Origin of the sequence: Kaistella soli (assembly GCF_019038595.1) — a bacterium.
In the GTDB taxonomy this organism is placed as follows: Bacteria; Bacteroidota; Bacteroidia; order Flavobacteriales; family Weeksellaceae; genus Kaistella; species Kaistella soli.
Window position 1 is genome coordinate 242,318 of record NZ_JAHOPF010000004.1, and the last position, 20,620, is coordinate 262,937.

Here is a 20,620-nt window from a genome sequence, read left to right on the forward strand (position 1 = left end):
TTAAAGTTCACGCACAGATTATCGTGGAATCTCAATGGTTTCTAAAATCTGGCGGATGATTTCGTCAGCAGTTAAACCTTCCATTTCTCGTTCCGGCGAAACCATGATTCGGTGACGTAAAACTGCATAGCTTCCTTCTTTGATATCTTCCGGAGTTACAAAATCTCTCCCACGGATTGCTGCAAAAGCTTTGGAAGCGGTGAGTAAAGCCAAACTTGCACGCGGTGAAGCTCCCAAATACAGAAACTGATTTTCTCTTGTGTTCACAATAATTTTAGCGATATATTCCAAAAGCTGCGGCTCGACAAGAATGTTTTTTACGATATCCTGATAATTTTTCAGCTGAATTCCTGTGATTACTTTCTTTACGGCATCGGTTTTATCTTCCAGCTTATTTTCGTGTTGGTTTTTAATGATTTCGACTTCCTGCGAAAGATTGGGATAACCAACATTTATTTTGAAAAGAAAACGGTCCAGCTGCGCCTCAGGAAGACGGTAAGTTCCCTCGTGCTCGATTGGGTTTTGCGTTGCAACAACAAGAAACGGTTCCTGCATCTCGTACTGCGTTCCGTCCATCGTGATCTGCCTTTCTTCCATCACCTCAAATAACGCAGACTGGGTTTTCGCTGGCGAACGGTTGATTTCATCAATCAAAATAAAACTCGAAAAAATGGGACCTTTTTTAAATTCAAACTCTGAATTTTTAACACTGAAAACAGAAGTTCCCAAAATATCTGAAGGCATCACATCCGGGGTAAACTGAATCCTGCTGAAACCGACATCTATCGTTTTCGCCAGCAATTTTGCCGTAATGGTTTTCGCAACACCGGGAACGCCTTCAATCAAAACATGACCGTTGGACAAAAGAGCTGCCAATAGATGTTCTATCATCGCTTCCTGCCCGACAATCACTTTTCCGATTTCAGATTTTACTTTTTCTAAACTTTGCTGAAGTTCAGTCATATCAATTCTTGACTGAAATTCCGGAGCAGAGTTAACATTGTCTGTATTTTCCTGAATATTTTCTAAGTTATCCATATCTGTTTTTTTTACCAAAATTGTCCGCACTTATCACGAATCCTTTTAGCGTTAATTATTTTAAAATTTGATCCAATAAATGATTCATTCTTATTAAATCCTCCTTCATCACGCTGGCATACGGATCCTGCCCTTTTTTGATCAGCGTTACCGCTTCATTGATTTCCTCTAGACTTTTTCCTGTTTTAAGATGAAGTTTATGGGAAAAATCTCCGTCAAGATTTTGGGTATCAATGAGTAAATCCATTCTTACTTTATTCAGAAAAAACTGCGCTTTTTTAGCCATCATATCGTGAAAATCACCTTCCTGAAGATACAAATTGCCAATACTTTTCACAAATTCGACCGATTTATTTTTGAGCGGTTCGATAACCGAAACAATTCTCTGCTTCCGCTTTGCATTGAAAATAACAAAAAGCAGCAGACCACCTAACAGCAGCCACCATGCATATCGGAGCGCAGGTTTTGAGAGGATGAAACGCATGGGAGAAGAGGATTCGGCGGCCTTTTCATTTTTTGCCGAAAACCAAACCGTCTCGCGGCCGGGAAGATAGGAGAAAACATCCTGCACATATTTGTCGTTACCCGGACCCAGTAAGTAATAATTGGTTACGATCAAAGGTTCGGCGTGCAGATAGATATGCCCTTCTCCGTAATTTATTTTAATGAAATTAGCTTTTCTATTTCCTTTCTCGTCTGTATTTCCTCCCAAAATTTCGTGGTATTTGAGAATGCTTACAAAACCTCGTTCCCACGGCAATTTATCCAAAACCAACGAATCTTTTACGAATTTTTTATCAGTGAGCGTCAGCACGTTTCTTTCACCATAATTTTCATACAAATGCTGAAAACCCAATTCATCAGAAAGATACTCAGGGAATTTTTCAGAGATAAACATTAAATCAGATCCCTCGTCCACCCGATCAAGAATTTTTTCCCAGGAAACTTCATCGATATCTGATTCAATGATCAAAATATTATGCGGTGTTTTCCTGTTGCTTTTATAATAATCGTAAGGGGAAATCTGGATTTTCTTTAATTGATTATCAAAAAAATGATTGGATTCTTTATTAAAGACGAACAGTCCAAAAGGCGTCTTTTTATTTACATCAAAATTTTTACGCCAATCCGTAACCGAGGTTTTATTAAGCTCCAGCAAAGCCAACACCGCCAAAACGATGAGGAAAATAATACCGTATAATTTGAAAGTCTTATTCAAAAATCTAAGCTTTAAATTTTAAAAATTTCTCTTTAAAATGATTATAGTTGTCTTCATTAATTTCGAATTCGCCATACCAAACGTAATCGAAAATATAAACCAGCTCTCTGAAACTGTCTTTTATGCCTGCATTTTTCAGTTCTGCAAAATAATCTCTGTTTGTTTTTTCAGGATTCCAGACGATGAGTTTTTTGTCAGCTAAATTTTTCAGTGCCAATAGAAACCGGTAACGCACTGCCGAACGGTAATCTTTTTGTTTTTCAAAGGAATCAATCGTCTCAGGGAAATTAATTTCGTGGATGTTTTCATGAAGATCCTGACTTGCAACGTCCACCTTTCTGTTCTTTTTGCTGAAAAAGAAATTTCCGTCCTTTTTCAATAAAAACCGGATCAAGAAGTAAAGAACAAATCCGATAATGACGATGGCAAAGAAACGCAAGATGTTTCCGGCATAATCGGAAGTTCTATTCGGATCAATATCTCCAAAAACCGCTTCGACAATCCTTCTAATTAATTTCTCCATCTTTTGCCATAGAGATTCTCTGGGTTTTACCGTAGTATAATCGAATTCTTCACCCTGATAGCTGGATTGAAATTTTGGCCGAAAGGTTTTAGGAAAAATAAGATTATCTGTAGGTTGACGGAGTTTTAAAACAGAATCGGTGGAAATCATTTCATCATCAAAGGAAACGGAAGCTGAATCGATAAGTTCAGCGACTGGCGAAGTCGGGATTTTCCCTTTCTGAGAAAATCCGACGGTGAATGTAATTAAGAAAAATAAAATAAAGAATCTACCCTTCATAGGTGCCAATGGTATCAATTTCTGTAAATCCCACTTTCCTGTGAAGATCTGTTCTGCTGTCATAATACTGTAATCCTGAGCTTACAAAAAGAAAATTCATCATTAAAAATGACACCAAAAGCGACACGCCATAAATTACGAAAAACAAAATTCCCATAGGGCCCGCGAGTGGATTTTCCTGCACTCCGCTACCTTGCTGAATGGTATATATTTTCACAAAGATGAAAATCATCGGAATTGCAGTGAAAACAGAAACAATTACCTGGATAATTAAATACATGATTACGGTTGATCCCCAGTATTTCCAGAAAGGTGATTTTTCATTGGTGTTCGGATAAGAAAACTGAGACCGTAAGGCATAACTCAAAGATTCAAAAAAACCCTTTCGTGTATGGAAATAATCAAACATTAAAAAATTCACGACATTCATTAAGGTCGGCATCACCAAAATAAGGAGAAAAAATCCTATTAATAAGAAAACTAAAACATAAGAAATCCCAACAACCAGCATCGCCAAAGGCGTCACTACAAAAACTAATCCGAGGAAAAGTTTTAAAAATCTTCCGGAATTGTTTTTAAGATCTCTAAGCAACTCGTCAGCTTTTATGTCTTTATTTCCTGTTTCACTCAGCCTTTTTAAATAGAGAATTGGATAAGAATAGGAAACAGCTGTAACCAGCAAAAAGAGAATAAAAACCAATACGGATACTAATGCAAGCATGAATCTGTTCTCCTCAAAATACGCCTGAAAGTAATAATTTTGACCTCCTGTATTCGATCCCAAGATCTGAGAAAATAATTCGCGATAGCCAAAAACAAAAATCACTACCATTAAAATCAGCAGTAGCCCGTTGATGAAAATATAATTTTTGAAGTAATTTTTTCCGTTTTCTTTAAAAAAAGTGAAAGTATCACTGACGATGGTTCCGAAGTTCCTTTTCTGGTAAAACTGCATGATTTAATTGTGTTTTTGCTGAAACAATATATGGATAAATAAAATAATAAAAACCAATAACAGAAAGGGTTCCAAAGATGAGCATGACGTTGATAATTGCCGGCATCTGCAGTGCATATCTTGTAACATATCCTTCGAGAATTCCTGCAATTATAGTAAATGGAACGGTACTTAAAAATATTTTGAAAGCATCTCTAAACCCAATTTTAAATGAATTGAAACGCGAATAAGTCTTCGGAAACAAAATGGATGCACCCAAGATTAATCCCGCACCTGCCTCTACCACCATGCTGAAGATTTCGAAAACACCATGAACCCAGATGCCTTTTGCACTTTCCTTCAATGCGCCATGCTCGTGAAAAAAATACTGGAAAGAACCCAACATAATGCAATTCTGCAGCAACGCGAATAACGTTCCTACGCCGCCAAAAATTCCGTAAATAAAAAGAACAGCTCCAACTTTCAGATTATTGAAAGTAATTGCAATAGTGCTTCCCCAATTAGATCCCTGCTGATAAACCCCGACAGCGTTCCCTTTTTGGATATTTTCAATGGTTTTGTTTACATACTCTTCACCCAGAATTATTTTTACAAATTCCTTATCATAATACGCCGAAATAACACCTATTAAAGTAAAGAGGACGAAAAAAGCAAACGCATAATACAGATATCTCCTGTACTGATATACAAGCAGAGGCACTTCAGTCTTAAAAAAATAAAATAACCTGTTCTGTTCTGCTCTTTTGGTTTTATAAATTTTCTGGAAGATGAGCGAGGAAAGATTGTTAAGATAAACTGTGGTTTTGCTTTTTGGGTAGTAAGTTTGCGAGAAGGAAAGATCATTCACCAAGTTAATATACATGGACGAAAGATCATCAGGATTTTTTTTTACTTTTCCCTCAATTACGCGTTCAATTCCCAACCATTTTTCTTTATTTTGCTTTATAAATGCAACCTCTCTCATACGAAGCTAAAATAATAAAAATATGTCGCTCATCGCTATAAATACTTCACAAAATGTAAATATTAATTTCAATACTGCGAGTATTGGCGAACGAATTATAGCTTTTATTATTGATATTTTAATAAAAGCTGCTTATTTGCTGGTGATGTATTTTACCTTCTTCCGGATAGTAAATTTAGGAAAGGTGCTGGACCAGCTTGATAATTGGTCCTCAGCGGCAGTTATAATTATTCTAACTTTCCCAATTCATATCTACACTGTGGTGTGCGAAAGTTTGATGGAAGGGCAGACTTTTGGGAAGAAACTAATGAAAATCAAGGTGGTAAAAATTGACGGTTTTCAGGCAAGTTTCGGGGATTATCTGATGCGCTGGTTTTTCCGTCTCATTGATGTTTTTTCAAATTCAGGAATTATTGGTTTAGTAAGCATGATTGTTTCTAAAAACAACCAGCGCTTAGGAGATATGGCTGCTGGTACCGCAGTTATTTCGCTGAAAAGCAACGTCAATATTTCACATACGATTCTTGAGAACCTTAAGGAAGATTATAAGCCTGTTTTTCCGCAGGTTATTGCACTTTCCGACAACGATATGAGGATCATAAAAGAAAATTACCAGAAGGCCCTTAAAATTGACGACAGACAGGTAATCTCCAAGCTTTCTAATAAAATTAAGGAAATACTGAAGTTAGAACCAGACTCGGTAAAATTAACCGAAAGGCAGTTTATTAATGTCATCATTAAAGACTATAACTTTTACACCGGGAAGGATCATTAAAATTTTCAGTATATTTAAATATCCAAAAAAAGAAAAGATATGAAATACGAAAATAAACAATCCGGAAACGGCGGAGTAATTACCCTGAACAACGATGAAGAGGAAATCGGAAGACTTACCTACACTATTTTCCCTGAAGACAGCAAACTGATTATTTCATTCGTGTTGGTTCATCCAAAATTTGAAGGTCGGGGTATGGGAAAATACCTGGTGGAAGAAGGAATAAAATTCGCTAGGGAAAATAACTGGAAAATTTATCCGCACTGTTCTTATGCACGGTCAGTGATGAACCGTATGAATGATGTGGATGACATTTTGCTCCCGCAATAAAACAAAAAAAACTCAAAGATTAGCTTTGAGTTTTTTTTTATTTTTTTAGAGATACTGCGAATTAAATACTTTCCATTAATTCATCGGTGATTTCCATATTATGGAAAACATTCTGCACATCGTCATCTTCTTCAAAACGGTCGAGCATTTTCATATTTGCTTTGAACTGGTCTTCGCTTACTTCTTTTGTATTATTGGCAATTCTCTGCAATTCGGCACTTTTAACTTCAATACCCAAATCATCCAGTTTGTGGGAAAGGGTACCGAAGTCTTCGAATGCAGTTGTAATCATTACCTCTTCATCATCACTTTCAACATCTTCGGCTCCGCCATCAATCATTTCCATTTCAAAATCATCCCAGTCCATTTTAATTGAAGATTTATCGATAGAGAAGATTCCTTTCCGGTCGAAAATAAATGCCAGTTCTCCGTTCTTACCCAAGTTTCCATCAAATTTATTGAAGATAGCTCTTACGTTTGCAACGGTTCTTGTCGGATTGTTTGTCGTACATTCTACAAAAAAAGCAACACCGCCCTGGCCATAACCTTCGTAGGTAATTTCTTCATAGTTTTCTGCGTCAGCACCGCTTGCTTTTTTGATCGCACGTTCTACATTATCTTTCGGCATATTGGCACCTTTTGCATTCTGAATGCATCGGCGAAGAGCGGGGTTAGTATCCTGATCAGTTCCGCCGGCTTTCACAGCTAGGGCAATATCTTTTCCAATTTTTGAAAACGTTTTGGCCATCTTATCCCAACGGGCCATTTTTGAAGCTTTTCTATATTCGAATGCGCGTCCCATAATTTTAATGAATTTATGACTGCAAAAATAATGAATTTATATCAAAAAAACGCTCCCATTACTGAGAGCGTTTATTTATTTAGAAAAATAATTAATTATTTTTTCTTTTTAGCTGGAGCTTTTTTTACAGCTGCTTTTTTCACAGGAACATCAGATTTCTGATAAGTTGCCCATTCTGTAGCATCTTCGATAGCTCTTACAACTACTTTTCTGTCTTGTTGTCTTTCCGCATCAGTAGCAGTTTCAGGAACTACAGCTTTAGCTTCACCAACACCGATAGATTTAAGATCACTTGCATCTACACCTCTAGCATCTAATGCAGCTACTACAGATTGTGCTCTTCTTCTTGATAAATCTAAGTTATAAGCTTCTGAACCTTTTTTATCAGTTTGACCTTCTAATAAATAGTTACCACGGTCTGTTTTGATAATTTTTGCAGCAGCGTCTAATCTTGGACCTGACTCAGCTTTGATTGTAGCTTTGTTGAAATCGAAATAAATGTTTTTCAATTCAGTTTCTACTTCAGTAGCTGTTACAGATTTAGGTTTTGGACAACCATTGTATTGAGCAAGACCTGGAACTGTAGGACAAGCATCATCTTTGTCTAATACTCCGTCTCCGTCAGTATCTGGCCAAGGACAACCATTGTTTTCAGCTGGACCAGCAACATCTGGACAAGCATCATCTTTGTCTAATACTCCGTCTCCGTCAGTATCTGGCCAAGGACAACCATTGTTTTCTTTTGGACCAGCAACATCTGGACACTGATCATCTTTGTCTGGAATTCCGTCTCCATCAGTATCAGGACAACCTTGGAATTCTGCTAATCCTGGAGTATCTGGACATAAATCGTCTTTATCTAGGATACCGTCTTTATCTCTGTCTGTATTTCCAAATCTAAACAATAATGAAGCAGATGCTTGGAAAAAGTTAGCAACGTCAGATTTATCAATTGGAGTTGACACATAATCACCCTGAACTCCTAAACCGAAGTTTTTAGTGATCCAGAAGTTAGATCCGATACCTGTAGAAAGAGTAAAGTGATCTTTTCTTCTTTGGGTAGATGGTTCACCAGAGAATCCTGCATAATATTTACCGTTAACATCTGTCAAAGGGAAAGTAACACCTGAATAATCATGTCTCATATAGTTGGCACCAACTCTTAAGTATGGGTCAAACCAAGAATCTTCATTCCAAAGGCTGTTTACTTTAAATTGAAGACCTAAACCAGTCATTAGGAAAAATTCTTTTCCCATACCGATCCTTTGATTGTCAACATTCCCTACGGAAGTTTGCCAGTCAAGAACCAAATACTTGTTCAAATTTCTTGCAACTGTAAGTTTGGAAAGTGGTGGTGTAATAGTAAAATTGTTGATATTATACAATTTTCCTCCGTTACCTCCGAAAGAAGTTGATAATACATCTCCAACTTGTCCTCCAGCAGCAACGTGATTTACTCCGTGAGCACCAACACCGATTAACCACGGATTGCTGGTCGTCTGAGCGAAAACAGTAGAGGCTACAGTAAGTGCCAATGCTGAAATTCCTAATTTTAGATTTTTCATAGAATTAAATGATTAAATAATTGATAATGCAAAATAAATATAATTTTTCGTTATAAACAAAGAATTTAAGTGATTTTTTAACTTTTCTTTAATATACGGTCAAGGTTCCTTTTGTTTTCTCTGTCTTTTATGCTTTCCCGTTTATCAAAGAGTTTTTTACCTCTTCCAAGTGCAATAAGGATTTTGGCTTTCCCTTTGTCGTTAATATACAGTTTCAAGGGAATAATTGTATTGCCGGCATCTTTTAGTTTTTTTTCAAACTTATGCAACTCTCTTTTGTGCAACAGCAACTTTCGTTCCCTTTTTGTTTTATGATTATAAAAAGTTCCCAATTTATATTCATCAATCATCATATTTATCACATATAATTCCCCATCAATAAACTGACAGAACGACTCAGTTATACTCGCTTTTGAAGACCGTAGAGATTTTATTTCAGTTCCTGTAAGTACCATCCCAGCCTCGATTTCTTCAAGTATCTCGTACTCAAACCGGGCTCTTTTATTAAAAATATTTATTGTTTTTTCTATCTTCATTTTTACAGCAGATTCCCTGCTTTTTTAATTTGTTAATTTTTCGAACTATTAACGAAATATTATCATAATTTTTTTCATCGTGTAATTTGTAGAATCTTCTGAATATAAAATTGCACAAAAAACCCGATTTCTTTTCGTATTTTTGCGCCAAATTTACAAAACTATATGTTAACAGTATCTAATTTATCATTACAATTCGGTAAAAGAGTGCTTTTCGATGAAGTGAACATTATGTTTACTAAAGGAAACTGCTACGGAATTATCGGCGCGAACGGTGCCGGAAAATCCACCTTCCTTAAAATATTAACAGGAAAACAGGATCCAACAACAGGCTCAGTGTCATTGGAGCCCGGTAAAAGAATGTCAGTTTTGGAGCAGGATCACTTTGCTTATGACAATTTCACCGTGCTTGAAACTGTATTGAGAGGTAATAAAAAACTCTTCGACATCAAAGAAGAAATGGATGCGCTATATGCCAAAGAAGATTTTTCTGACGCCGATGGAATCAAAGCCGGAGAACTGGGTGTTATTTACGATGAGATGGGTGGATGGAACTCAGAGTCTGATGCAATGACGATGCTTTCCAATGTCGGAATCAAAGACGATATGCACTATCAGATGATGAGCGAGCTTGAAAACCAAAATAAGGTAAAAGTTCTTCTGGCGCAGGCATTATTTGGCAATCCGGATGTATTGATTCTCGATGAACCTACCAATGACCTGGATATTGAAACCATCTCCTGGTTAGAAGATTTCCTTGCGGATTACGAAAATACTGTAATCGTTGTATCTCACGACCGTCACTTCTTAGACACTGTTTGTACGAATATTGCGGATTTAGATTATTCTAAATTAAACCTTTATACAGGAAACTACTCATTCTGGTATCAGGCATCTCAGTTGGCTACAAGACAGCGTCAGCAGGCGAATAAAAAAGCAGAAGAAAAGAAAAAGGAACTTCAGGATTTCATCGCACGGTTCTCTTCCAACGTTGCAAAAGCAAAACAGGCAACTGCAAGAAAAAAGATGATCGACAAACTGAATATCGATGATATCAAACCGTCTTCAAGAAGATATCCTGCAATCATTTTCGACACCGAACGTGAAGCGGGAGATCAAATTTTAGAGGTAAAAGATTTAGAAAAAACAAAAGACGGCGAACTTTTATTTTCGAATATCGATTTGAATTTGAAAAAAGGCGACAAGATCGCTGTTCTTTCTAAAAACAGCTTGGCAATTACCGAATTTTTCGAGATTTTAGGCGGAAAAGCTCAGCCGGATAAAGGAAGTTTCAACTGGGGGATTACCACCAATCAGTCTTATATGCCACTTGATAATACCGATTTCTTTCAGGAAGACATCAATTTGGTAGATTGGTTGCGCCAGTACACGAAAAATGATGAAGAGCGTCATGAAGAATACATGAGAGGATTTTTAGGGAAAATGCTTTTCTCCGGAGATGAAGCTTTGAAATCATGCAAAGTTCTTTCAGGAGGAGAAAAAATGCGTTGCATGTTTTCGAGAATGATGCTGCAGAGAGCAAACGTTCTTTTGCTTGACGAACCTACAAATCACCTAGATCTAGAGAGTATCACCACTTTGAACAACTCTTTAACCAATTTCAAAGGAACGCTTTTATTAGCATCTCATGACCACGAAATGCTAGAAACCGTCTGTAACAGAATCATCGAACTTACTCCAAAAGGAATTATCGACAGAGAAATGTCTTATGACGAATATTTAGCCGACAAGAAAATAAAAGAACTGCAGAGGCAGATGTATTCTTAAGTCAAAAGCTAAAATAAATAATAAACCGTTCAAGAAATTGAGCGGTTTTTTTCAGCTATTCTTCTCACCAAAAACTGTCACTGTTATATTTTAATTTTTAGTTACACCTCTGTTTCTTAAACTGGATTTAATTAAAATTACAGCAGAGTCAGCAGTTTTAAACCTCCTGAGAAATCCAAAAAAAATCTCTATTTTTGTATCATTATGAGTCAAAAATGGATTTACAAACCGGAACCGGATGAAGATATTGTGGACGGAATCAGTTCATCACTTGGTTTTGGAACTTTTGAATCCAAAATTCTCGTCCTTCGCGGTATTGATAACTATCAAAAGGCAAGAGAGTTTTTTAAGCCCAATCTCAACGACATTCATAACCCGTTCTTAATGAAGGACATGCAGCTTGCCGTAGACCGAATTGCAACTGCAATCGAAAACGGGGAGAAAATACTTGTTTATGGCGATTACGATGTAGACGGAACCACTGCCGTTGCCTTAATGTATCTTTATTTAAGTAAAATTGTTGATAAAAAATATCTTGATTATTACATTCCGGACAGAAATTCTGAAGGGTACGGAATTTCCACCGAAGGTATCGATTTTGCCAAAGAAAACGGCTTTTCGGTAATCATCGCTTTGGATTGCGGCATCAAGGCTCTCGATAAAATTGAATATGGAAAGAGCTTAAATGTAGATTTTATTATCTGTGATCACCATTTACCGGGAGATGAAATTCCGAATGCGGTGGCGGTTTTGGATCCGAAAAGAAAAGACTGCAGATATCCTTTCAAGGAACTTTCTGGTTGTGGCGTAGGCTTTAAACTTTGCCAGGGATTAAATACCATCTATAAAATTCCCGAAGCCGAACTTTTCGAACTTACCGATTTACTGGCCATTTCTATTGCTGCAGATATCGTTTCGATGACCGGCGAAAACAGAGTTTTGGCAAAACAGGGTTTAAAGATTTTAAGAAAATCAAGAAATCTGGGTCTACGAATGCTTATTCCGGAAGATAAACTGGCCACTTTTGAAATATCAAATATCGTTTTTGAAATCGCCCCAAAAATAAATGCTGCAGGAAGAATTTCCCATGGAAAAGCGGCGGTGGAATTGATGGTTTCGGATAATCTGAAACAGGCTCATCAGATTGTCAACGACATTATTACGCTCAATGATTCCAGAAGAGAAATGGATATGAGCAGCACTACCGAAGCACTTTTACAGGTTGAAGAAACCGGCCAGCTTCAGAATTTCACCACTGTGGTTTACGGCTCCAGCTGGAATAAAGGAGTAATTGGAATTGTAGCATCAAGACTTATCGAAACTTATTACAAACCTACTTTGGTTTTCACCGACGGCAATAATGGTGAAATGGTAGCTTCGGCACGTTCTGTAGCCGATTTTGATGTACACGACGCTCTTGAAAACTGCTCAGAACTCTTTCTCAAGTTTGGCGGCCACCCCGCTGCTGCAGGACTTTCCATGGAAAAAGACAAATTTGACATGTTCCGTGAAAAGTTCGAGAAAGTAGTTGCAGAAAAAATCAGGGAACACCAGAAAGAACCTAGTGTTACGATCGATTCAGAAGTTGAAATTGATGAACTGAACAAGGATTTCTTTAATTTCCACCGAAAACTTGCACCTTTCGGGCCACACAATATGAAACCGGTTCTGGTCCTGAAAAACCAGAAAGTTGCAGGCTATGTAAAAACGATGGGAAAAGACGGAAGCCATATTAAATTTTATATCCGACAGGAGTCTACAGGCAGAAATATCGAATGTATCGGTTTTAAATTAGGCAAGTATGCCGAACAGTTCCGGGAGAAAACTTTCGATATTGCGTTCACCGCGGAAGAAAATCACTGGAAAGGAAATGTCACTTATTTCCTGAATATCCGCGACGTCAAGTTCAACTAAAACCCTCGTTATTGTTTTGAGATTTAAAGCATTTTATGTCTCTCAAATTTTTTATTACGGTCGAAAAGATATCGGTAAGTTGCCAGTTTTCTGGTGACTTCGGTTTCTAAATTCTCCGCAATTTTCATCATTTTTGGATTAAAATCGCCAATCCACTGCATTTCGTAATCTTCAAAAGCTGTCGTTTTTCTGAAATGTCTTGTACCTTCCCAAATCATAAACCCATCAATTCCCTTTTTTTGCCATTCAGGAATAACGCCAAAAACCAAACCTACCATTTTTTTATTCTTTCGGAATTTCTTCACCAAAAGGAATTTCAGTTTCTGCCAAAGTCCGAATTTCCCATCTAAATATTTGAACCATTGGTTCAGATCCGGAATATTCATCCACATCGCGATCGGCTTTTCATTTTCATACACAAACCAGGAAATATGCTCATTGATTACCGGCTTCAAAGTTTTAAAGATTTTTAGGGTCTGCGCATTTGAAATTTGTTTTCCTTCGCCATGATTTGCCCATGCTTTGTTATAAATTTCAGTAAAATCAGCTGCAAATTTTTCAAGCTGCTGAACTTTCATTCTCCTTGCTGAAATCTCTTTGTTTTTCGAAATTCTTTCATGCATCTGGATAAAATTTTCAGCCACTTCATCATGAATTTTTCTTCCAAAACACAATTGGTTGAAATAAATCTGAAATCCGTAATTCTCAAAAAGTTCCTTATAATAATGAGGATTATAATTCATTCCGTAAAGCGGCTCGGAAAAACCTTCTATTAGAAGGCCCCAGAATTTGTCCCGCTCACCGAAATTAATTGGTCCGTCCATCGCTTCCATACCTTTGTCCTGAAGCCAATTTTTAACAAAATCAAAAATAAAATTGGCCGTTTCCTGATCATTTATACAGTCGAAAAAACCAAAACCTCCGGTCGGCTGTTTCTGCTTATATTTTTTACTGATGAAGACAGCAATTTTACCCACGGTTTCATTTCTCTCATTTGTAAAGAGAAATCTTTCACATTCACCGGAACGGAAAAATTTATTTTTTACAGGATTAAAGACTGCTTCAACATCCTGATCTAGCGGCCGGATATAATTTGTGTCTTTAGAAAAAAGTTTGGAGGGGAAATTCAGAAATTCTTTAACGTGATCGTCAGAAACGACTTTTACTGCCTTCATCTCTCAAAAATAAGAATTATTTTTTTTGAGAAGCAATATGCTTTTATTTTTTTCGCTAATTTTATACAAACTTCAGTCTTTGAAAAAAACGCTGGTAATTTTTGCACATCCCTATTACGAATATTCTACCGCAAATGTAGAGTTAGTAAAGGCATATGAAGGAATTGACAATTTACATTTCAAAGATTTATACGAAGAATATCCGGATTTTCATATCGCGACTTTCCGGGAAAGAAAAAGAATTAAAGATTTTGAAAGGCTGATTTTTCATTTTCCCCTTATTTGGTTTGGTCTTCCGCCGCTTCTTAAGCTTTGGATCGATGAAGTCTTCGATATGAATTGGACTTCCGAAGATGACCATCCGCTTTTAAACAAAGACGCTGTTATTATTGTAACCGTTGGAGGAAAGAAAGATAATTATTCAGAAAAAGGTCTTTATGAAACTACGATCCCGGATCTAATGAAACCGCTGACACTTTCTTTAAAGGTAAACAGTATCGAAGTAAAAGAAATTATTGCCATACACGATGCTGATGATTTAAAAGAAGCTGAACTCAAAAAAAACTCAGAAGAAATCAAAAAAACACTGCAGATTCCATGACGGAGAACTCTCTTGCGATGACGACCCTTATTTTTCTGGGGGCAGCAATAATTATGGTTCCTCTGGTTCGCAAGCTGGGGCTGAGTTCGGTTATTGGATTTATTCTTGGCGGAATTATCATCGGACCTTTCGGGCTGAAACTGACAGGAAGAGATTCTGATGACATTATGCATGCGACCGAATTTGGAGTGGTAATGCTTCTTTTCTTAGTCGGATTAGAAATGGAGCCGAAAAAATTCTGGAAAATCAGGAAGAAAATTTTAGGGATGGGTTTAAGTCAAATGTTGATCACGATGACTGCCCTATTTCTGGTTTTCTATTTAGCAGATTGGCGGCCGGATCATGCATTGGTGGCTGCTGTATGTTTTGCGCTTTCCTCCACCGCAATTGTTTTGCAGACTTTAAAAGAGAAAAACATTTTCCGTACGGAAGCTGGCGAATCGTCATTTTCCATTTTACTTTTTCAGGATATTTCGGTGATTCCTATTTTAGCACTCCTTCCTGTACTGGCGAAAAGACCTGAAGATCATGAGCACCAGCTGCTTTTACAGTATTTACCGGATTGGCTGCAGCCTTTTTCCATTATTCTGGGAGTTCTGCTGCTTATTTTTTTAGGGAAATTTATTTTCGTTCCGTTTCTGCGTTATGTTTCCCGGTCCGGAATGAACGAGCTTCTTACTGCATCTTCACTATTTTTAATTATCGGAGTCTCAGAACTAATGGCTTCCGCGGGTTTAAGTCCGGCACTGGGAGCATTTTTGGCCGGCGTAATGTTGGCAAACAGCGAATTCCGTCATGAATTGGAAAGCCAGATCGAGCCGTTCAAAGGTTTGCTTTTGGCAGTATTTTTTGTGAGTGTTGGCGCGACCATCAATTTTTATGTGATCATGCAGGATCCGATGTTTATTTTTACCACGACCGTTGTGGTGTTACTGATCAAATTCATGGTGCTTTTAGGTATCGGTAAATTCTTCGGACTGAAAACCGATCAGAATTTTCTTGTCGCTTTCGCGCTGTCACAGATTGGGGAGTTTGCTTTCGTACTGATTAATTATTCCACCAATTTATATTTACTCAATCCTCAATTAAATGCGCAGCTTATGGCGATAACCGCCATTTCGATGTGTGTTACTCCAATAGTTTTAATCATCAATGAAAAGTTTCTGGAACCTAAATTCATGACTGTTGAAGAAGATTTATCTGATGACTCTGAGCCCATTAAAAAAAGAAAAATAATTATTGTAGGTTTTGGCCATTTCGGAAGCACTGTGGGGAGATTGCTCCACGTAAACGGAATTCAGGCAACTGTACTTGACAATGATTCCCAAAGGGTGAATTTATTGAAATCAAACCGCTTTAAAGTATATTTCGGAGATGCTACCAAACCTGGAATTCTCCGGTCTGCCGGTGCGGAAACAGCTGATCTGCTTATTTTATGCCTGGATAATCCGGAGAAAAACAAACTGATCCTGGAATATGCACGTAAAAACTTCCCGCAGCTTAAAATTTTTGTCCGCGCGAAAAACCGGCTGGACGCTTACGATTTTTACAATAATGGAGTTGATAACATTTACAGGGAAACTTTAGGAACCGCTGTTGATATGGCTGTAGATATTTTGAAAGCCACAGGCATGCGTTCTTATGCGGCGAGAAGACTTGGCAAAAGATTCATGATGATTGACAAAGCGATGGTCCGAAAACTCGCGAAGGAACAGTTAAAAGATAAAGTTTCTTTTACCGTGAACGAATCACTGGAACGGGAAGCAGAACTTCTTGCCGAGGACAGCCAGTCTTTCGATGAATCACAGTGGAGTGATAATGAAGATATTTAAATCAATAATTCGGGCAATCCTGAACATTGATATTGGTAAGATTCAGTGTTTTGCCGTTTACAGTAACTTTCACTTCAGGGAAATCTCCGGCAACACAGTCGCCCGTTCCGCTTTTGAAATCTCCGTTTACAGCTTCAATTTCAACACCGTTTCCGTAAAGTGAATAGTTATTTTCATTAAAATCAAAACGGTCTAAATCATAATCTTTCCCGTCAATTTTAATATTTCCTTTATTTGAATTCTGATCGAAAAAAAACAGCGTTTTACCGTTCTGGACGAAAACCGCTCTTCCTTTCCCTGAACTTACATTCTGTGGAGTAATTTCAAAAACGCCAGAATAATCAGGATTTTCAATATTGGGAATTTCGGTACTGTCAGCTGCTAAACTTCTACTGTCAGAAATTTTATGATCGGTTACGGTTTCTTTTTCCTTAGTACACGAAATTAAAACAGCATAAATGAGAAAAGGAAGTATGTTTTTCATATCAATTTTTATTGACTGTGAACAAGAATCATTCCTTAACTAAAACGAGATAAGACCACGGCAAAAGTTTGATATTGGTTTTATCTTTAATATTATAAATTTTTCCCGTGAAAAGTTCGCGGTATTTTCCCTGAAAATATGCGGTATTCAGATTGACCTCAACTGTTTGGTCAGAAAAATTCAGAACAGGAAAAACTGCGTCATTATTTTTTTCTCTGTAAAAAGAAATGATTTTATCCTGATGATCGTTCACCACTCTTATCATTTCGCCGCCATATTTGCCGTTCCACAATGCCTGATTGGCATGTTTCAAATGGAAAAGTTTGGTAAAGAGTTCTGTATTTTCGTTGGCTTTCCATTCGATAGGATCTTTGTCAAAAAACTTAAGACTTCTGTTAAGTCCCGCTTCCTGACCGCTGTAGCAAAGCGGCATTCCGTTGACTACACCCGTCATTACGATAGCAGTTTTCAGACCGTCACCAAAATTAAGGTAAGGATTTCCTTCCCAGGAATTTTTATCGTGGTTATCGGTAAAAGTCATTCGGTAAGCGTTATGTGGAACTGAGTTTACATCATGAGACAGATATTCTACAAGACCGCCGAGTTTTTGGTGATTAACGGCTTCCCGCAGTTTATCCCATAAACTCCAGGAATACGTCATATCAAATGATTTTTTGTAAAGATCTCTGCTTTCCCATTCAGCCAGCATGAATACGGGTTTTATTTCATCAAGCTCTTTTCTTGCGTTTTCCCAGAAATCAACCGGAATAAATCCGGCAACGTCGGCTCGGTAGCCGTCAATATTGGCTTCTTTCACCCAGAACTTCAGTGCATCAGTCATGTATTTTCTGAAATCCGGGTTGTCATAATCGAAATCGATCACATCATCCCAGTCATACCACGGCGTTGGCTGGAAGTTTCCTGCGCGGGTTTTGGTGTACCAATCGGGATGCTGTATTGTTAAAGGATTATCCCATGCAGAATGGTTTCCGACCCAATCGATAATGACATACATTCCCATAGCATGAATTTTGTCGACCAGATTTTTAAAATCTGTCATGGTACCAAATTCGGGATTAATCCCAAGAAAATCCTTCACGAATAATAACTTCCCAATGTTCCTTTTCTGTTCTTTTCTCCAATCGGGTGAATCGGCATAAGCCAGATAATGTCTACACCCATCTTTTTCAGACGCGGCAAATGCTTTTCAAACGCTTTAAAAGTACCTTCCTGAGTATACTGGCGGACATTCACCTCATAAATAGTAGCGTTTTTACTCCACTCCGTATGCGTAATCTCCACATATTCTTTTGGCTGGTAACGGATATCTTTGGTTTGGGTTTTAAAAAAACTGAAACTTAGAAGTAAAAGCAAAACAAGAGCAGAGTTTTTCATGATAAAATTTTTAGATCAGATACAAAGCTGTTATGAAATACAATCCCGAAAAAGCAAAATTAATCCGCTTGAAAACTGATAACCGCCAAACGGTAACCGTTCATTCCGAACCCGCTTAAAACGCCGTCAGTATGAGCCGCGGTTACAGATTTCTGGCGGAACTCTTCCCTTTTGTAAATATTACTGATATGAACTTCGGCTTTAGGTTTTGAAATATTTTTCAAACAGTCGGCAATTGCGTAAGAATAATGGGTAAAAGCGCCGGGATTGATCACGAGCGCATCAAAATCATCTTCCTGAATCCGGTTGATTATTTCACCTTCAATGTTCGATTGAAAACAGCTGATTTGGTGATGGGGAAACTCATTCTGAAGATTTTGGAGATACACCTCCATGGAAACATTTCCGTAGATTTCAGGTTCACGGGTTCCGAGGAGATTGAGGTTAGGGCCGTTAATGATAAGGATTTTCATAAGGTGTATAAAACTCCTCAAATATAAACATAAAAAAACTTCCGAAAAATTAATTTCGGAAGTTTAGTAGCCCGTAGGGGAGTCGAACCCCTCTTACCAGGATGAAAACCTGAGGTCCTAACCGATAGACGAACGGGCCGTGCGTCTTTTTATAAGTTTACGCTAATTTATTAACGTGCTTAGTCAACTTGCTTTTTAAGTTTGCCGCTTTGTTTTTGTGAATGATGTTTTTCTTCACCAATTTATCCAACAAAGAGATTACTTGTGGCAACTGTTCAGTTGCAGCTTGCTTATCTTCTTCATTTCTCAATACTTTCAAAGCTGTTCTAGCAGTCTTGTGATAGTATCTGTTTCTTAATCTTTTCTTTTCGCTTTGTCTGATTCTTTTCAGAGCTGATTTATGATTTGCCATATCTTCTAAAAACTTGGGTGCAAAGATAGATATCTTTTTTTAATTACCAAATAATTTCTTTATTTTTTTTCAAAAACTTTCATTCTTTGTAGCCTATAAGGGAATCGAACCCCTGTTGCAAGAATGAAAATCTTGAGTCCTTACCACTAGACGAATAGGCCTTTGTTTTGAGGACTGCAAAAATAGAAATTAAGTTTTAATCCTGCAACACTTGCCCAAAATTATTTTAACTTTTTTTCAACTACCGCATCTTTTACACCCTTATCCTCGAGGTTTTTCCTCGCCTTCAGAGCCTCCTCCAGACTCGTAAATTTGCCATAAGTATAGTAGAATTTGCCGTTCTCTTTAACGCGGTTTACGTCCTTCAACGTATTAAGCATGTAGGAGTTAGAACTTAATTTCTGGTCCGTTACTGCCAGTTCCAGCGTGTAATAGCCTATGCCAAGATTCTGGTTGGGAACAAATGATATGGAGGTCGCGTTCCGGAAACCTGCATCTTTTGCTGTTTTTAAATTATTGTCGCGTACAGAAGCCAAATTAGTGGTTCCGTAGTAGTATTTATACATTCCGTTCTCTTTGATCGGCAGAATATAATTTAATCCTTTTAAAGCCGGGTCACTGCCTGCGTATTTGGTTGGTGTAGACATCAGCAGAATTCTGAAATCGTTTTTAAGCGGCTTTTCTTCAGGTTTTTCTGGTTCAGCCTTTACCACGGTCGCAGTATTTCTTTCAATTGCTTTTTTATAGCTGATGATCGCGTCATAGATGCTTGTGGCTATTTCGCTCTGTCCGTTGTCTGAAGCCAGATACATTGCGTCATCATAATTACTGATAAATCCTGTTTCGATCAAAACTGACGGCATCGCATTCAGCCGGAGAACGTGGAGGTTTTGCTGTTTTACCCCGCGCGAATACCTTTTATCTTTCTTCTCGAAATTCCCTTCTACAAAACTTCCGAAAAGCAAACTGCTTTCCAGATATTTACTTTGCTGAATTTTCAGTGCGATTAAAGACTCCGGCGATTTTGGATCATAAGATGCAAACATCTCCCGGTCTTTTTCATCCAGATAAATCACATCGTTTTCCGCTTTTGCGACTTCAAGGTTGGTTTTATTCTGATCAGGCCCCTGCACAAAGGTCTCAGTACCGTAAGGTGTAGTTTTAGTGTTTGCATTAACGTGAACCGAGACAAATAAATCTGCTTTACTTCTGTTTGCGAGGGTCGTCCTGTCCGTTAATGACGGGTATTCGTCTATTTTTCTGGTATAGATTACTTTAAAATCTTTGTCTTTCTCCAGCATCCGTCCTAATTTCAATACGACAGAAAGCGTGATATCCTTTTCGCGCAAAGTACCGTATTCGCTGTAATAACGGTTTGCCCCGTGGTCGGATCCGCCGTGACCTGCATCCAAAACAATGGTAAATTTTTTCTGAGCACCACTAAACGTGAATAACAGCATGAAAAGGAATAAAAAATATCTTTTGAAAGAAAAACTATAGGTAATCATCTTTAGATTTTAAAAATTATGCTAATTTTGACCACAAATTACAGAAATTATC

General features: G+C 37.6%; 21 protein-coding genes and 2 tRNA genes. 6 read left to right on the forward strand and 17 right to left on the reverse strand.

What is annotated here, in order from left to right; genetic code table 11:
* Positions 1-18 precede the first annotated feature (18 nt).
* Genes KSK37_RS09245 through KSK37_RS09265 form a run of 5 tightly spaced genes read right to left on the reverse strand, consistent with a single transcriptional unit; the run spans position 19 to position 4,978 of the window.
* Positions 19-1,038 (reverse strand): AAA family ATPase, encoded by a 1,020-nt coding sequence (locus tag KSK37_RS09245; protein WP_217201010.1) that lies wholly within the window; start codon positions 1,036-1,038, stop codon positions 19-21.
* A 55-nt stretch (positions 1,039-1,093) separates the two neighbouring features.
* A complete protein-coding gene (locus KSK37_RS09250; RefSeq protein ID WP_217201012.1) occupies positions 1,094-2,257 on the reverse strand; it encodes a hypothetical protein in 1,164 nt (387 codons plus the stop codon).
* Positions 2,258-2,261: 4 nt separating this feature from the next.
* Complete coding sequence (locus KSK37_RS09255; RefSeq protein ID WP_217201014.1) at positions 2,262-3,059, reverse strand: DUF4129 domain-containing protein; 798 nt, start codon at positions 3,057-3,059, stop codon at positions 2,262-2,264.
* Positions 3,049-4,014, reverse strand: a complete 966-nt coding sequence (locus KSK37_RS09260; RefSeq protein ID WP_246566407.1) for a DUF4013 domain-containing protein — start codon at positions 4,012-4,014, stop codon at positions 3,049-3,051. Before KSK37_RS09260 ends, KSK37_RS09255 begins: the two co-directional genes overlap by 11 nt.
* On the reverse strand, positions 3,971-4,978 hold the full coding sequence (locus KSK37_RS09265; protein WP_217201016.1) for a stage II sporulation protein M: 1,008 nt from the start codon (positions 4,976-4,978) through the stop codon (positions 3,971-3,973). Before KSK37_RS09265 ends, KSK37_RS09260 begins: the two co-directional genes overlap by 44 nt.
* 22 nt (positions 4,979-5,000) lie before the next feature.
* Between KSK37_RS09265 and KSK37_RS09270 the strand changes: the two genes are divergently transcribed.
* Both KSK37_RS09270 and KSK37_RS09275 read left to right on the forward strand, forming a co-directional pair.
* A complete protein-coding gene (locus tag KSK37_RS09270; RefSeq protein WP_217201018.1) occupies positions 5,001-5,753 on the forward strand; it encodes an RDD family protein in 753 nt (250 codons plus the stop codon).
* Between the two features lie 39 nt (positions 5,754-5,792).
* Positions 5,793-6,083 (forward strand): GNAT family N-acetyltransferase, encoded by a 291-nt coding sequence (locus KSK37_RS09275; RefSeq protein ID WP_217201020.1) that lies wholly within the window; start codon positions 5,793-5,795, stop codon positions 6,081-6,083.
* 61 nt (positions 6,084-6,144) lie between these two features.
* Here the strand turns inward: KSK37_RS09275 and KSK37_RS09280 are convergent, their stop codons facing one another.
* The 3 genes from KSK37_RS09280 to smpB all read right to left on the reverse strand — a co-directional run bounded on the left by KSK37_RS09280 (position 6,145) and on the right by smpB (position 8,986).
* Positions 6,145-6,885: a YebC/PmpR family DNA-binding transcriptional regulator gene (locus KSK37_RS09280; RefSeq protein WP_217201022.1), complete on the reverse strand. Its 741-nt coding sequence runs from the start codon at positions 6,883-6,885 to the stop codon at positions 6,145-6,147.
* 95 nt (positions 6,886-6,980) lie between these two features.
* Positions 6,981-8,450 carry an OmpA family protein gene (locus KSK37_RS09285; RefSeq protein ID WP_217201024.1) on the reverse strand — a complete coding sequence of 490 codons (1,470 nt, stop codon included), beginning with the start codon at positions 8,448-8,450 and terminating at the stop codon, positions 6,981-6,983.
* 77 nt (positions 8,451-8,527) lie between these two features.
* Entirely contained in the window at positions 8,528-8,986 is a 459-nt protein-coding gene (gene smpB / locus KSK37_RS09290; protein ID WP_217201026.1) for an SsrA-binding protein SmpB, read from the reverse strand.
* Positions 8,987-9,151: 165 nt separating this feature from the next.
* On the opposite strand from smpB, the gene KSK37_RS09295 reads away from it, so the two are divergent.
* Both KSK37_RS09295 and recJ read left to right on the forward strand, forming a co-directional pair.
* Complete coding sequence (locus KSK37_RS09295; protein ID WP_217201029.1) at positions 9,152-10,774, forward strand: ABC-F family ATP-binding cassette domain-containing protein; 1,623 nt, start codon at positions 9,152-9,154, stop codon at positions 10,772-10,774.
* Positions 10,775-10,978: 204 nt separating this feature from the next.
* Complete coding sequence (recJ, locus tag KSK37_RS09300; RefSeq protein ID WP_217201031.1) at positions 10,979-12,688, forward strand: single-stranded-DNA-specific exonuclease RecJ; 1,710 nt, start codon at positions 10,979-10,981, stop codon at positions 12,686-12,688.
* 23 nt (positions 12,689-12,711) lie between these two features.
* Here the strand turns inward: recJ and KSK37_RS09305 are convergent, their stop codons facing one another.
* Positions 12,712-13,863, reverse strand: coding sequence for a hypothetical protein (locus tag KSK37_RS09305; protein ID WP_217201033.1), 1,152 nt, complete (start codon positions 13,861-13,863; stop codon positions 12,712-12,714).
* A 79-nt stretch (positions 13,864-13,942) separates the two neighbouring features.
* Here KSK37_RS09305 and KSK37_RS09310 point away from each other — a divergent pair, with 79 nt between their 5' ends.
* Positions 13,943-14,464: an NAD(P)H-dependent oxidoreductase gene (locus KSK37_RS09310; protein WP_217201035.1), complete on the forward strand. Its 522-nt coding sequence runs from the start codon at positions 13,943-13,945 to the stop codon at positions 14,462-14,464.
* The gene (locus KSK37_RS09315) at positions 14,461-16,296 is read left to right on the forward strand and encodes a monovalent cation:proton antiporter-2 (CPA2) family protein (RefSeq protein ID WP_217201037.1); all 1,836 of its coding nucleotides are present in this window, start codon (positions 14,461-14,463) and stop codon (positions 16,294-16,296) included. Before KSK37_RS09310 ends, KSK37_RS09315 begins: the two co-directional genes overlap by 4 nt.
* A 1-nt stretch (position 16,297) precedes the next feature.
* Here the strand turns inward: KSK37_RS09315 and KSK37_RS09320 are convergent, their stop codons facing one another.
* From KSK37_RS09320 to KSK37_RS09355, 8 genes are all read right to left on the reverse strand, one after another.
* Complete coding sequence (locus KSK37_RS09320; protein WP_217201039.1) at positions 16,298-16,780, reverse strand: hypothetical protein; 483 nt, start codon at positions 16,778-16,780, stop codon at positions 16,298-16,300.
* Between the two features lie 28 nt (positions 16,781-16,808).
* Complete coding sequence (locus tag KSK37_RS09325) at positions 16,809-17,840, reverse strand: alpha-amylase family glycosyl hydrolase (RefSeq protein WP_217201040.1); 1,032 nt, start codon at positions 17,838-17,840, stop codon at positions 16,809-16,811.
* A 35-nt stretch (positions 17,841-17,875) separates the two neighbouring features.
* Positions 17,876-18,175: a hypothetical protein gene (locus KSK37_RS09330; protein WP_217201042.1), complete on the reverse strand. Its 300-nt coding sequence runs from the start codon at positions 18,173-18,175 to the stop codon at positions 17,876-17,878.
* A gap of 59 nt (positions 18,176-18,234) precedes the next feature.
* Positions 18,235-18,648, reverse strand: coding sequence for a type II 3-dehydroquinate dehydratase (locus KSK37_RS09335; protein ID WP_088358850.1), 414 nt, complete (start codon positions 18,646-18,648; stop codon positions 18,235-18,237).
* 67 nt (positions 18,649-18,715) lie between these two features.
* Positions 18,716-18,787, reverse strand: a tRNA-Glu gene (locus tag KSK37_RS09340).
* Between the two features lie 18 nt (positions 18,788-18,805).
* Positions 18,806-19,060: a 30S ribosomal protein S20 gene (gene rpsT / locus KSK37_RS09345; RefSeq protein ID WP_088358851.1), complete on the reverse strand. Its 255-nt coding sequence runs from the start codon at positions 19,058-19,060 to the stop codon at positions 18,806-18,808.
* A gap of 89 nt (positions 19,061-19,149) precedes the next feature.
* Positions 19,150-19,221, reverse strand: a tRNA-Glu gene (locus KSK37_RS09350).
* Positions 19,222-19,281: 60 nt separating this feature from the next.
* Positions 19,282-20,568, reverse strand: coding sequence for an N-acetylmuramoyl-L-alanine amidase (locus KSK37_RS09355; RefSeq protein WP_217201044.1), 1,287 nt, complete (start codon positions 20,566-20,568; stop codon positions 19,282-19,284).
* Between the last annotated feature and the right edge of the window lie 52 nt (positions 20,569-20,620).